The organism is Candidatus Saccharimonadales bacterium (assembly GCA_040903985.1).
In the GTDB taxonomy this organism is placed as follows: Bacteria; Patescibacteriota; Saccharimonadia; order QS-5-54-17; family QS-5-54-17; genus JBBDUI01.
The window spans coordinates 598,084-611,812 of sequence record JBBDUI010000002.1 but is presented as its reverse complement, the minus strand read 5'-3'; the positions used below and the strand labels follow the sequence as shown (position 1 = coordinate 611,812).

General features: G+C 45.6%; 13 protein-coding genes and 3 tRNA genes. 12 read left to right on the top strand and 4 right to left on the bottom strand.

Going from position 1 to position 13,729, the window contains the following annotated elements; translation table 11 throughout:
• Window positions 1-104 precede the first annotated feature (104 nt).
• From WD467_03315 to WD467_03300, 4 genes are all read left to right on the top strand, one after another.
• Window positions 105-338 carry a hypothetical protein gene (locus tag WD467_03315; protein MEX2452905.1) on the top strand — a complete coding sequence of 78 codons (234 nt, stop codon included), beginning with the start codon at window positions 105-107 and terminating at the stop codon, window positions 336-338.
• Window position 339: 1 nt separating this feature from the next.
• The gene (locus tag WD467_03310; GenBank protein ID MEX2452904.1) at window positions 340-831 is read left to right on the top strand and encodes a macro domain-containing protein; all 492 of its coding nucleotides are present in this window, start codon (window positions 340-342) and stop codon (window positions 829-831) included.
• 66 nt (window positions 832-897) lie between these two features.
• The gene (locus WD467_03305; GenBank protein ID MEX2452903.1) at window positions 898-1,755 is read left to right on the top strand and encodes a hypothetical protein; all 858 of its coding nucleotides are present in this window, start codon (window positions 898-900) and stop codon (window positions 1,753-1,755) included.
• Between the two features lie 845 nt (window positions 1,756-2,600).
• Entirely contained in the window at window positions 2,601-4,127 is a 1,527-nt protein-coding gene (locus WD467_03300; protein MEX2452902.1) for a recombinase family protein, read from the top strand.
• Here WD467_03300 and WD467_03295 read toward each other — a convergent pair.
• From WD467_03295 to WD467_03285, 3 genes are all read right to left on the bottom strand, one after another.
• Window positions 4,116-4,191, bottom strand: a tRNA-Gly gene (locus WD467_03295). The genes WD467_03300 and WD467_03295 overlap by 12 nt on opposite strands.
• Window positions 4,192-4,358: 167 nt before the next feature.
• Window positions 4,359-4,967: a class I SAM-dependent methyltransferase gene (locus tag WD467_03290; GenBank protein ID MEX2452901.1), complete on the bottom strand. Its 609-nt coding sequence runs from the start codon at window positions 4,965-4,967 to the stop codon at window positions 4,359-4,361.
• 443 nt (window positions 4,968-5,410) lie between these two features.
• Window positions 5,411-5,486 (bottom strand) — tRNA-Phe (locus WD467_03285).
• Window positions 5,487-5,614: 128 nt separating this feature from the next.
• Here WD467_03285 and WD467_03280 point away from each other — a divergent pair.
• The 8 genes from WD467_03280 to WD467_03245 all read left to right on the top strand — a co-directional run bounded on the left by WD467_03280 (window position 5,615) and on the right by WD467_03245 (window position 13,293).
• Window positions 5,615-7,396, top strand: coding sequence for an ATP-binding protein (locus tag WD467_03280; protein MEX2452900.1), 1,782 nt, complete (start codon window positions 5,615-5,617; stop codon window positions 7,394-7,396).
• A gap of 2 nt (window positions 7,397-7,398) precedes the next feature.
• On the top strand, window positions 7,399-7,776 hold the full coding sequence (locus WD467_03275) for a response regulator (protein MEX2452899.1): 378 nt from the start codon (window positions 7,399-7,401) through the stop codon (window positions 7,774-7,776).
• A 172-nt stretch (window positions 7,777-7,948) separates the two neighbouring features.
• Window positions 7,949-9,451, top strand: a complete 1,503-nt coding sequence (locus tag WD467_03270) for a hypothetical protein (protein MEX2452898.1) — start codon at window positions 7,949-7,951, stop codon at window positions 9,449-9,451.
• Window positions 9,452-9,722: 271 nt separating this feature from the next.
• Window positions 9,723-10,460, top strand: coding sequence for a hypothetical protein (locus WD467_03265; GenBank protein MEX2452897.1), 738 nt, complete (start codon window positions 9,723-9,725; stop codon window positions 10,458-10,460).
• Complete coding sequence (locus WD467_03260) at window positions 10,460-10,858, top strand: hypothetical protein (GenBank protein MEX2452896.1); 399 nt, start codon at window positions 10,460-10,462, stop codon at window positions 10,856-10,858. The genes WD467_03265 and WD467_03260 overlap by 1 nt, the downstream gene beginning before the upstream one ends.
• Before the next feature lie 148 nt (window positions 10,859-11,006).
• On the top strand, window positions 11,007-11,582 hold the full coding sequence (locus WD467_03255; GenBank protein MEX2452895.1) for a hypothetical protein: 576 nt from the start codon (window positions 11,007-11,009) through the stop codon (window positions 11,580-11,582).
• Window positions 11,579-12,598, top strand: coding sequence for a hypothetical protein (locus tag WD467_03250; GenBank protein ID MEX2452894.1), 1,020 nt, complete (start codon window positions 11,579-11,581; stop codon window positions 12,596-12,598). Before WD467_03255 ends, WD467_03250 begins: the two co-directional genes overlap by 4 nt.
• A complete protein-coding gene (locus WD467_03245) occupies window positions 12,595-13,293 on the top strand; it encodes a hypothetical protein (GenBank protein MEX2452893.1) in 699 nt (232 codons plus the stop codon). The genes WD467_03250 and WD467_03245 overlap by 4 nt, the downstream gene beginning before the upstream one ends.
• 288 nt (window positions 13,294-13,581) lie before the next feature.
• Here WD467_03245 and WD467_03240 read toward each other — a convergent pair.
• Window positions 13,582-13,658, bottom strand: a tRNA-Val gene (locus WD467_03240).
• Window positions 13,659-13,729: the final 71 nt, after the last annotated feature.

Here is a 13,729-nt window from a genome sequence, read left to right as displayed (position 1 = left end):
TAGTTATTAATCTGCACTAAACACAGCGTAGAGAGGCTGAGAATAGCTCAGAAAGGCTACTTTACGGCTCGCATTCCTCTAATTTTCTATACAGAATGCGAAGTATGGAAAAGAACATTGAGCAAGCAGTCAAAAACAGAGCTGATATCGCTACTATTCAACACAAATATAGGACGGGCGAAATAGATAGAGAAACTGCCAAACAGCTCGCTCAACCAGTAATATATCGTATTAACGAAGCAACTATCGCCAAAACTAAAGAACTCAACAAAAAATATGGCATGAACCGTAAACCAGCATTACTAGATTTTATTAATGCCATGAGGAACGAATACTAGAATGCGTACATTAAGACTAGAAGAAATGAATTGGGATATAACAAAACTCCATGCAGATATTATCGTGAATGCAGCCAACACTCAGCTCATTCCTGGCGGTGGTGTAGACAGTAAAATCCATTCAATCGCAGGACCCGAACTAGCAAATGCCTGTAAAGAACTTGGTGGCTGTGATTATGGCGAAGCAAAGATTACCGAAGCCTACGACTTACCAGCTCAATACGTCATACACACAGTTGCGCCTATATACGGCTACCATAAAGGTAAAGAGCCAAAGATACTCTATAAGTGCTTTTATACTTCGTTAGAACTTGCAGATGACTATGGTGTAGAGTCCATGGCTTTTCCTGCGTTAGGCTCAGGCTTACACGGCAATCCATACGAAGACGTGATTATGATAGCTCAAAAAGCTGTTGAAGACTTTGCAGACAGACACCCAAACTCATCACTCAAACGAGTGGTTTTCGTACATTACACGACTAGTTTTCATTAGTAATAAAAATTCAAAAACTAAGAGCGGAACAGTGAGGAATGGGATTATAGAGTATAATTTACACTAATGACTGGTCGTGAAAAAATATTAATCGCAATCAACCTGATTGATAGGTTCCTGCAAGAATCATTATCGGGTAACAAGGTATCTTTCAGCTCAGAGGACTTGGACGTTGCGGGTGTACGACTTGAAGACCAGAAATATATTCTAGACGCATTACAAGATGATTATGAATGTATTAAGTACTCCTACACCAAGCCAAATAAAAAGTTAGAAGATGATGGATCTATATCATTGAACAACCCAACGTTTAAGGCAGATATTCTTGACGTAGACTATCACTATCTTTTTGGAAAAATGAAGTCTTTGAGAAATTATAAAGTTAATATTCTGGACAATTTTGAGTCAGTGAGAAACAAAGCTAGAAAGAAAGATTTGGAAAAATACCAGTACCACGACAGCGTCCTTACTGATAAAAAACATAAATCTACCCAAACCAAGAAAAACAGGTCAGAAATTATTTTTATTGATTTACGAAATAACTTAATAACTGTCGGACTTAGGTATGCAAGTATTGATTTAATCGAAGGGGCAAATGTAATACTTGGCAAGCCACTCAGATACGACAGCCCACCGTATAACTTCATGCGTTATATTCTTAAAAATCATGATAGACCGATAAGCATTCACGAGATACAAGAAAAAGTTGAAGGCTGTAAAACGAAAACCGATTTGAGTGAACTTGTTAGAAACTGCCACTTCAATAGAGAGTTAAAGAAGATATTTTTTGAAAGAACTACACAGAAAACAATAAGGTTCACCCCTTGGAAAGAGATAAGCGGAGAACAACTTGAGTGGTTCGAAAAATGGCTAAAATCTAACCGTGACGAAACCGTAACAAACCGAGAAATATTACCAACCTAAGAAGTTAAAACCGACTAAAATCGAGTAATTTAGGAGCTTTATTACAGCTCCTTTTTTAATGTCTAAAGTGGTGTTTGGAACGGCAACGAAGCCACCCAACACCAATAACAACCGTTCCGTTGGGCTGGCTTCATCGCAAAGGAAAATACGATGAAAACCAATAACAAGGAATACGGTTTTTCAGAGAAATGGTCACCTGAAATAGAGGAGTTTAACTTCACTCAGGTACCAAACTTACTGTTAGCTTGCCAGGGTCATCTTGGGCTAACAGACGGTGAGACATTAACACTGATACACTTGCTAACATTTTGGTTCAGCCACAATAGTCGGGTATACCCGTCAATTACTCGGCTATGCAAGTTCTCTCACAAAGGTTATTCAACCGTTCAAAGACGATTGAGAAAACTGGAAGAAAAACAGTTCGTTAAACGCAGACATAAGCGAGGAACTTCTAACACATACGACCTAATACCTTGTGTCATAAAACTGTACGAACACCAAAAAGTTTGTACACAGCTACCTCGAAAACAAGGAGATTACCAGAACAAATTGAGGAGTGTACCTGCTTCAATAGTGACCAGTAAAGAATATGAAGTTCTAAAAAGACCAAAATTAAAAAATACTGAGAATAATATTGCGGATATTTTCTCGACACATTACGGGGGTTTCAAATGGTAACCCCCAAACAACCCAACAATCCATCTACAGAAACTCCTAAAGACTTAAAGAACCTTGCAGGATTTCTAGATGTACTCATTCAAATAGACCTAGCTCAAAAGGCTAAAGCTAAAACGATAGAAAATACTACTAAATAACAATATAATATATTTGTAAAGGATATAATCATGAATGCTACTACCAATAAAAAACCAATTCTATTAATCGCTAGGGTATCGGACGTGCAGCAACGTAAAGCGTTACCCGCACAGAAGCAACGGCTTGAAAACTATGCTAGAACTTTGAACTATAAAGACAAAGAATGGCGATACCATGAGTTCGATGAAAGTGCCTACAAGGACGCCAGGCAAAAATTCGCTTCTTTGATTGAAGATGAAATCCAGTCTTTGAATGAACAGGCGATAATTGTCTTTGATAAAATAGACCGTTTTACTCGTGACGCCTCACAGAGAGAAGTGAGAATAATGGGACAGCTCGTGGAAAAAGATAAAATAGAACTACATTTTCCATCAGACAATTTATTCATATCATCTAGTTCGCCAGCCACAGACTTATTCAGGCTTGGTATAGGAATGCTGCTTGCTAAGTACTATTCCGATTCAAGCCGAGACAATGTAAAGCGTCGTTTTGAACAGATGTTAAATGATGGTATATGGGTTCACAGGGCGCCAATAGGATATCAAAACATATCTATACCTACTAGTAATCCCAACAAGCCATTAAAAGATATTGTGGTCGATGAGCAAAGAGCGCATTACATTGTAAAAGCGTTTGAGCTAAGGGCAATAGGAATGCCGTACAGCCTTATCGCTAAAGAATTAGCAAAAGCTGGTTTTACGAGCAGTAAAACTGGTAAAACTACCCTATCCAAAGGGGCTGTCGAAGCTATAATTAATAATAAGTTTTATTACGGAATGATGACTCAGAAAGGAAAAGATTACCCTCATAATTACGCACCATTAATAGACCGAGCCTTGTTTAATAGGTGTCAGCTCATTAAAGACAAGCGCAAATCAATGAAAACCAAATGGGATAGTCTAAACTTCAATTTTAGCGATATTCTAAGCTGCGGTAAGTGTGGTCGTACTATTTCCCCGTTCCAGTGTAAACGTTGGGTGTACCTCAAGTGTGCAAATTCTAAGTGTAGCAACCCCAACACCGCAGAATCGCTCGTACTAGGCTCTATGGAAGCTCTTGTAAAAAGGATAAATATTCCGGAAAAGCTATTAAACAAAGTTATTAAAGAACTAAAAGATAACCACGACGACCAACAAAAATATTACTCACAGTCGTTACTATCAGTTCGAGAGGAATATGATTCAATCGACAAAAAAATTGAAATGTGGTTTGAAAAACTAGTAGATGAAAAAATATCACCAGAACAACACGATAAAATTGTAGAGACATTAACAAATAGACAGCAACAGCTCAATGATAGGCTAAATGTTCTAACCAGAGGGAATAAGGACTTCTTAGTAACCGCTTCATATCTGTTAGATTTAGTAAGTCGAGTTTCAGAGCTGTTTCAGCTTGCAGATGAGGGGCAGCGTTCCAAGCTCTTAGGATTCCTAGTTTCTAACCTTAAACTGAACGATAAAAACTTGTCATATACCGTGAATTACCCTTTTAACTTGGTAATTGAGGAAAAAGAAAAAGCGCCTGACGGCGCTAAAACTCAACTTTGGTGCGGGTGACGAGACTCAAACTCGTGGCCTCGTCCTTGGCAAGGACGCGCTCTATCAACTGAGCTACACCCGCATAACGCCTATTAATTGTAGTAAATCACCGCGCCTTACGCAACGGACCTGTTTTTAAGGTCTTGAAAGTATCTGCCCTTCTGCAACGGCAGAACGATAACTGATACAAGCTCATCTGGATGTAAGTGTTCGGGATATCTGTATCAGCCGAAGTTAGATTCACTCATATTATTTCCTACTGTAAGTAATCAAAAGGTACGGGAATACATCCTCGCAACTAAAACTAAACTCATCAGCCTCTTTGAGCCCGAGCCCACCTTCGAGCATAGCGACGTACTCATCCTTCGTATACCAGGTCTCAACTTCTCCAGTGCCGTCATTGTCGAGCTTTTTAAATAACCAGTCCACTAGAGGACCGAACATGCGATTACGATTCGATACGCCCAAGAAGGCCGGCTCCAGAATGACAAGTCTTTGCTGAGCGCTACTAAGGGTAAGGCGCAATAAATCCGGCCATTTATCACGAGGTATGTGATGTAGCACGTCCGACATGACAACGACATCCGATGATTCATACGCGGAAGGATAGAAGATATCACCATAACGCATGTCTGTGCCTCGCTTCTGTGCATAGGCAATGAATGTCTTATTAATATCTATCCCTCGGTAGATAACAGAGCTATCCATGGCGCGTCTCATATGGCCAAATCCACCTGCAACATCAAGAACGGTAACGTCAACCCCCACGGCCTGCTTGAAAGCTTCAAGCACATGCTTCCGCTGAGTAAGAGGAATAAAAAGTTTATAGGTCCAAGGCCAACGGTATTGAAACGTCATTTATAGCCAATATATGTAAATCATAATTAGAAGTAAAGTCGATCGAAAAGCTAAATACAGTATCTGCGCGCTGGCTCGCTCCAAAGAATCACCCGGCCTATAGCGGGGCTTCAGATACGAGTCCATAATTTTCAGTCATTCATAAGTATCTCCTTGTCCTCTTCCGATTAAAACAGTAACGTTTTAATCGGAAGAGGAGGACAAACTGAAAGCTGGAAGCAAAAACAGCTTCCGCTGTTTTTGCGGAAGCTGTGGGTTTAGTCTGGCGTGGTGGCGAGACTCGGATTATCGCTTGCGCGATTTCCGCTCAACAGTGCTCGCTGCGAGCAACTGCGCGCTGTATCGCTTCAGCGTACCGCCCCGCCAAGGCGGGGTTTCGGTTCGAATCCATGACTTTTAGTCATCCATAAGTATGAACTGACGCTTCGGTCAGTTCATACTTATGGTGGCGAGACTCGGATTCGAACCGAGGACACGAGGCTCTTCAGGCCACTGCTCTACCAACTGAGCTATCTCGCCCCAAAATAATGGAAAGCACTACCAGCTTACATGAAACTCGTCATACTATACCACCCATAAAGTGTAGATTCCCCTGATGTTTAACGCAAGTTAAGATACTTCCCATGCTACAATCGTAGATAACGATTATGCTTAATATGAAATACGAAGGCAAAGAACGCAAGACGCCGGTTAACGAGCTGGTAGATACCGCTTATCAAGAGAAATTCCTGCACCGCTTTGTACTGCTACTAGTCGCCCTGATAATCGGTCAGAGTGGCTACTTTATCATTATCGACGCCCTGTCTCTGGCCGTCTTTAACTGTCTGGTACTACTAGGCCTGTGGCTGAGTCTCTGGATCCTCAAACGCTACTCATACGATCTAGCTTCTTCGCTAGTCATACTACTCTGCCTGTCGGTCGTGCTCTCCTCTATTCTCTCTAGCGGGTTAAGTAATAGCACTATCTTCTGGTTCTTCATCTTCCCGGTAGTTGCGACCTTCCTTAAGGGTAAGAGGGGGGGCAGTATCTGGCTGTTAATTCTGGTTTTAATCCTCGCGGCTATGTTCCTGGCGGTAGATATCGGCGCTATCGCAGTCTTCACTATCTCCTACGATGCCGGCACATTCCAGCAGTTGATACTTAGTGTTTCCTTGGTGGCCGGCTTCCTCTACTTCTACCAAGATAGCCTGGACCAGAAGGCCAGCCTTTTCCAGGAGCGAGAACAGCAACTGGCCGATATCTACACCCAGCTGCAGGATGAGATCAGGCAGCGTAAAATCATCAGTGAATCATTGAAAAATAACCTAGATACTCTAGAGCGTAAAAAAGCCCGTGACGTTGCCCTGCTCCAAAGCATCGGCGAAGGTGTAATTGCTGTCGACTCTAAAGGACGTATTATTATGGTCAATCCGACAGTGGAGCGGATGTTTAACTACTACGAAAGCAACCTCATCGGTAAAAGCTACTCGGAGATGTTCCGTCTATATAATGAAACGGGCCATGTCATACCGACTAAACACACACCCCTGCTTAAAACCCTGGCCACTCAAACCTCGGAACATGAAGACACCTACTACTATCACAACTACAACGGCCAGCCGGTGCCGGTAGCTATTACCTCAACACCTATCGTGCTAGATAATCAGCACATTGGCGCGATTGAAGTGTTCCACGACATTAGCGAGGAACAGGCTATCGCACGGGCCAAAGACGAGTTCGTCTCTCTAGCTTCCCACCAGCTGCGTACACCTTTAAGCGCGATTAAATGGTACACCGAACGATTACTGAGAAGCACTGATCTCAAGCCCAAAGAACGCGGCTACCTCGAAACTATCCATGAAGATAGCGCTCGCCTCACCGGCCTGCTTAGTGACTACCTAAATGTATCTCGCCTAGAGCTCAAAACGGCTAAACTGCAGCTTGAGACTATCGATCCCAACACTGCCATCGAGGAAGCCCTCAATGATCTCCAGCCACTAATTAAAGAGAAGTCGCTAAAAGTAACTACTAAGCTAGCACCTAAACTAGCCTTGAAATCGGATATGAGGTTATTAGAGATGGTAGTGCAAAACCTCATATCCAACGCCGTGAAATATACCCCATCCGACGGAGAGATCACTCTAACCTCAGTACCGTACTCTGGTAAATCTGAGCATCTGAAAGGTGGTGCCGTCATCAGTATAGAGGATTCAGGTATAGGTATACCTTCCGGTGAGCAGTCGAAGCTCTTTACTAAATTGTTCCGCGCTAAAAATGCCGTAACTGGTAGCGAAGAAGGCACCGGTCTGGGCCTCTACACTGCAAAAGCGGCTATCGATCGGCTGGGCGGAGAGATCTGGTTCGACTCTAAGATTGGCAAAGGCACCCAATTCTCAGTCACTATACCAGACCAGGATAATGATATAATGGCCAAAACAAGTGAGGAATAGCTATGGATAAAAAAATACTGATCGTTGAAGACAATAAATCGCTGCGCAATGTACTGAGTGATACCTTTGAAGATGAAGGGTTTATTGTCAAAGTCGCTGATGACGGCGCGGTAGCGCTTGCAACCATTGAGTCATGGCTACCGGACGTTATATTACTCGATATTCTCATGCCGAATATGGATGGCAAGGAGATGCTGACAAAACTGCGCGCGCTACCCGATGGGGATAAAGTCATAGTCATGGTGCTGACCAACTCTGACACTAGTGATAAAGTGCTGGATTTCTTAAACCTAGGTGTAACCGACTATCTCACCAAGGCCGATTGGGAGCTAGAAGACATCGTGACTAAAGTAAAAGAACGGCTTAACATGAGTGCTTAATCTCAGTAGTTATATAGAACAGACCCAGTGAATGCTTCTTCTGCTACATAACAATACGGGAGCTTTACTGGCCGAGATTTACTTCGCCTTGCCCTAAAACCTGATTTAAGCTACCATAAACATTATAAAATAACGTGGCAGTTAGTCCAAGCAAGGGGCGGCAACACAAACTATGGCTCGACTACCTATACCTGGCTCGGATAAAGGTGTTTGGGGTGATATTCTCAACGAGTTCTTGAGTGTCGAGCTGAATTCAGACGGTAGCCTAAAGCGCAGTAGTGACATCGACAGTAAGCTTGGCTTATCTGGCGGCACTCTAACTGGACCGTTATTACTTAGTAGTAACCGCATTCTCGGACTAGCCGATCCAGAAGACCCCCAAGACGCCGTAACTAAGACCTACGTTGACAGTCTAGTGGGTGCGGCCCAAGCGGCAGCTGAAGCTACAGCTGAGAGCTACACCGATAGTGAACTCTCCGATCATGCAAGTGGCAGTAGCGTACATACTATAGCCGCCGTCTCCGGGCTCCAGAGTGCACTGGATGATAAGGCCCCTCTCTCTGCCACGGTAGATGAAGGGCCTTATGTCTCCCTGCTGAAGCAACACGTTCATGGCCTGCGTCGACAGGGAGCCTCTGCTGTAGCTACAATGAATGACTACGGTCTAGGCTTGGTCTCCTTTGGTCAGCGATGTGAGGGTGGTGGCGTACTTACGCCTGATGGCCGGATCTATATGCTTCCTCGCAATTTCGACAATGTAATCGTTGTGGATTCGACAAACGACACGGCAACTCTCGAAAATTTCGGACTAGATATGTCAGATTCCACAAAATGGATGGGCGGTCAACTAGGCCTGGATGGCAAGGTCTACTCTATGCCCTCTAGCAGTGAGTTCTCCTTGGTGATTAACCCTTCTGATAACACCGCTACTCTTGAGAACTTTGGCCTTGACCTATCGGGCACTGGCAAGTGGTATGGGTCAGCAGTAACAGCTACCGGCAAGATTGTGGGCATCCCGTATAACGCTACCGATATCTTGATTATCGACACTGTGGCAGGGACCGCCAAGCGGTGGGATCCGGGCCTAGATATGCCTGCGTCCTTCAAATATCATGGTGGAGTGCTCGGTCCTGACGGGTTGATCTACTGTGCTCCATATGGTCTGCAAAATACGCTGGACGGCATCTTGGTTATTGATCCCGAGACTGAAGAAGCCTGGCAGACAAACTATGGGCTTGACCGAGCTCAAGGGGAATCGAACCGTCAGTGGGTGGGCGGGTGTGTTGGCCCTGATGGTGCAGTGTATTTGTTTCCCTCTTCTTCAACTGCAGCGACTCTGGGGTATATTCGTATTGACCCGTGGACTCAGACTGCAGAGTTCGTCCATCCCGCCACAACTGCGGTATTCCGATCAGGTGCGCTAGGGCACGATGGACGACTCTACTTCTATCGCAGCGCGGTCCCGGCAGCCTTTGTGGCTTGTGACTTGATTACCGGAGAAGTCGAGGAGATCTATAGCGGCTCTGGGATCAGTAATTCAGGGGCGTGTGCAGCTCCTAACGGCAAGCTGTACTTCACACCCTACTCAACAAGTGTCGTACAACTATCTACAATAACTTTTCCACATTCTCTGCCCGAGGCTCTGCTCCTAGCCCCAGAGGCTAGCCACTATTAGGCCAGGCCTCTACGCCGTAATACCTAGTTGAACCATTGTATCGATCAGTAACTGAAGCTTTCTGCATCTATATACACCCGACACCTGCAGCAAGTAAACAATGTCGAAGGGCAACAGCTGAGAGCTCTTTGGTGTATCTCGAGAAAAATAAGTTTTACCGGCAGGTGGAGGTTCACCCCCTTGTCCCTAAACCATAACCGCGATACAGTTAAGGTGTGCTGCACCTCTTTTAAGAGTATTTCAAAGAAATAAACAAGGATACAAGCACACCATGCCACGATTACCTATCCCGGGCGCCGATGAAGGAACCTGGGGCCATATACTCAATGAGTTTCTTGAAGTAGAGCTTGACTCAGACGGAACCTTGAAGCGAGGGGGTGATATAGATGCCAAACTTAATCTAAGTGGTGGCACTATGAGCGGTAATCTTAACTTAGGTAGTAACCGCATCATTGGACTAGCTAATCCTATCGATAATAGTGATGCAGCTACCAAAGGATACGTCGATAGCCTGGGGGTTAGTGCCCATGCCGCTAGCCACCAGAATGGTGGTAGTGATGAGCTAGTTATTGAGTCACTTGCCGCTACGGAAGTTGATGCTAGCAAAGTACTGCAACCGGATGGAAGCGGCGGAGTAGCTTTTGGGAGTGCTACTCCTCTTACTACATCAGGTGATCTTTTAACTCACAACGGCACAACCACTACCCGACTCCCCATCGGTACAGTGGGTCAAGTGCCGACAGTCAACGGCGCCGGGACTGCCCTAGCTTACGCTGACTTACCCCCCATACCACATATAGAAGCCAAAATTACAGCCGGTTCCGCTCAGAGCGAATCAGTAACCTGGACCACTGCCTTCAATACAGTCCCAGTAGTTACAGTAGCCGCGCATCCCAATAATCAAGACCAGGCATTCGCTCAGGTTTATAGTCGCTCTACCACTGGAGCCAGTGCGTATAATACTTTTTCAGCCGTTCGTAAATCACTTATCGCCATGGAGAGCACCTAATGATAGATTCGACTATTGTCTCTCGACGCGATCCTAATCACCCCACCCCATGGTGCGATTTCGAAGTAACTGATGGATCACTAACAGTTATAATCCAAGAGTTGTCCGGCTTACGCCCGTGCCGCCAGCTCATGGCTGAGCAATCAAACAGCTTACTTCCTGCTACCACTTGTGATCAGCTAGAGGGTAAATGTAGCGCGATGGCTACCACGCACAACCTCACCCTTGATCCTAGCGCAGCTACAGTTAAACACGTCCTAGCGGTAACCCTAGACGGTGATCTAGAGTTCATACCAGAGCATCTGCAACAGCCCATCTACTTCGCACATTTAGCCTCGTATGAGCCCTCAACTGGTGAATGGACTAAGCTTAGATTTGTTGATCCCCTAGATGGTTAACAAGCCCTTACTCATCGGATACATAAAGCCTGAGTGAGATTAGAAAGTGAAGATGAGTATTAAGCTAAAATGCAACAGCTTAAGCCCGTCTCTTCACTTGTGTCTATAAGCGTAGGCAGTTAGAAAATAAACACGGGGGAGACTGCCTATGGCGCGCCTACCAATACCAGGTTCCGATCAAGGAGTATGGGGAGATATCCTTAACGAGTATCTTCTCGTTGAACATAATTCCGATGGAACACTTAAACGCGGTGCTGAGATCGATAATAAACTCGACATCAACGGTGGCACCTTAACCGGCCCACTCATCCTTAATGACGATCCCGCCAATGATCTTCACGCCGCTACTAAGCAGTACGTAGATGATATGGTGAGCGGCGTAAGTAGTGAGGGTAATCTACCCGACCCGACTGAAGCAGCGGATGACATGGTTCCAACAACAGAGGACGGTAACTACACCCTCAAGGCCACGCCGGATCTCACCGATTATTACACTAAAGCCGAAATTGACAACGGAGCCGGAGTAACAAGTTTGGTGGGCCTTACAATTATTGAGACAGCAGCCGGTGTTTGGTCTGCTGACGCACCGGCCAGGTCAGCTGGAATCAATCCGATTGTCTTCGTTGGCCTATCTAATACTTCAGACCCGGCCGATCCCGAAAATGGAATCGCCACTCCTGCTAATATTAACTCTGGCGACCGTCTCGTCAAACCATCAGAATGAGTTTAGATACTTTCTTTGCCGATCCCGATAATAACCGTTGGGTCAATGCTCAAAGTGGTTCTACTGTAGCGTGGGAGCAGAGTGCTGGACCAGGAGATCCTGAGCCCCTCGACCTGGGCCCCGATTTTAGAACCTACGTTGATCAAAGCGGCGGACAGACTATAGTCATACCCAACGGCACCTATAGCGCCGGTCTACTAGCCGATGCCACCCACGACGACTGGTTGATTCTTAAGGCGGAAACACCAGGCAACGTGGTTATCAATGAGAGACTATCCATGGAGGGGTGTTCTCGGATAGTGTTTGTGGGTCTAAAATTTGAACGTGAGCTCCGCCTTCATGCAGGATCGGGCTGGGATAACGGCAACGACCGAATCATCTCTTGGTACTGTCAGCATTCGCAGGCCGTAGGTGCCGGCGGCGGGGGCGAGAACGGTATTTACTGGACCGCAGCTAATGCGCGACTCGCTGCTGTAGGCTGTAATATCTATGATTGCTACCACGATGGTATTAAGCAGTACTCTTCGGACTCAATCGTACAGGGTTGTCGCATCTGGAACGTATACGATCCCCAAAACGATATTGACCCCCAAACCGCTAAGCATAACGATACAATACAAATCGAAACAGGAAATAATATTCAAATTCTTGACTCTACCCTTGGTCTTGACCTGAACGGCGATCCAGTCAAAGAGGGTCATGTCCAGATCGCATCAGAACCCAGTGGAAGTGGTGTGTCTGCCAGTCTGGAAAGAGTTTGGGTCGGTCAATCCGGCTCTTTCGGCATCATGATTGACGGCAAAAACAATGAACTACCATGCCATGTGGATTTAACTGACATTCGTAGCTGGAACAATACCTATGGAGCATACGAGATCCAAAACGGTGCGACTGCAAATACTACTAATGTTCTAGAGACCGCACCTTCCGGTAGTGACGTCGCACCTGATACCACCTGGAGAGAAGCCAATAGTTATGAGAGTTACAACAGCTGGATCGCTGGAGTCTCCTGGTGAGTGCCATCCATGCTTACGAACCATCTTGGGACACCTCGACAAGTGCTACCTCCCTGACGATAGATCTCTCAAATGGCGTCTCTAACGGTGGAGTTTTCATAATAGTTAATCAGAATTCATCCCAAACCGGCTCCGCTCTGTCTCTAGCTGATAGTAGTGGCTGGAATGAACTGGAGACCGGCGGCTGGCAGTACTGTTACTTTGGAATCTGGTATATAGAGGCTGGGAATACCATCCCTAGTTCAGTGACGATTAACTCTACGCACCAAGGTGCCATTGTAGCTATGACTGTTCACTTAACAGCGAACTCCTCTATCGATGCCATTGGAGTCCAGGCTGGTAGTTCATCCGATGTTTCATCCCTTGAAGTGCCCGGAATTACGGCAACTGCAGACGATTCCGACCTGCTCCTGCTATATGTTGGACGAGAGGTCCAAGAAGATTCCACTATCTCTGGGAATATGGAGATGGCGGCCGTTCAAGTAGCGTGGACAGGCGTTATAGGCTCATCAGCTACTACTTTCATCGGCCATGAAACTGTCAACTCTGGCCCGACCGGTTCACGAACTGTTACTCCTCAACGGGTTAAGCCTATGTACGGCTATCTGGTAGCACTATCATCAGCACCGGCAACACCCTACCTCTACATACGGGATAATGATTCCTGGATACCGGGTAGCGAGACTACCCTCTAACATCTAGCTCGAGAGATAAAATTGTAGTTAGATACCATGATTGTCTTCCCCACCCAGTCAAAATGATACTGTTGGACTGGGTGGGGAAAACAATCCTAAAGCTGTAAGCTTAGTCTGGGATGGTTGGGCGATGGAAGACTGTGCTTCGCTCTGCGCGTTCGTTGTGCTCATAACAAGCTCTTGCGCGCAACTCTCTGGCGCCAAAACCTCGTTTGCTTGCGCAAGAGATTTAGTTCTCGTCTTAATTACTCCACCATGAAAGTACCCTGCTTGTGCAGGGTACTTTCATGGTGGGCGATGGAGGACTCGAACCTCCGACCCCCTCGGTGTAAACGAGGTGCTCTAGCCAACTGAGCTAATCGCCCTTACACGAACAGTATCTAGTATAGGATATTTACAGCTAGTCATCCATACTGGGCATATTTTATACAAATTC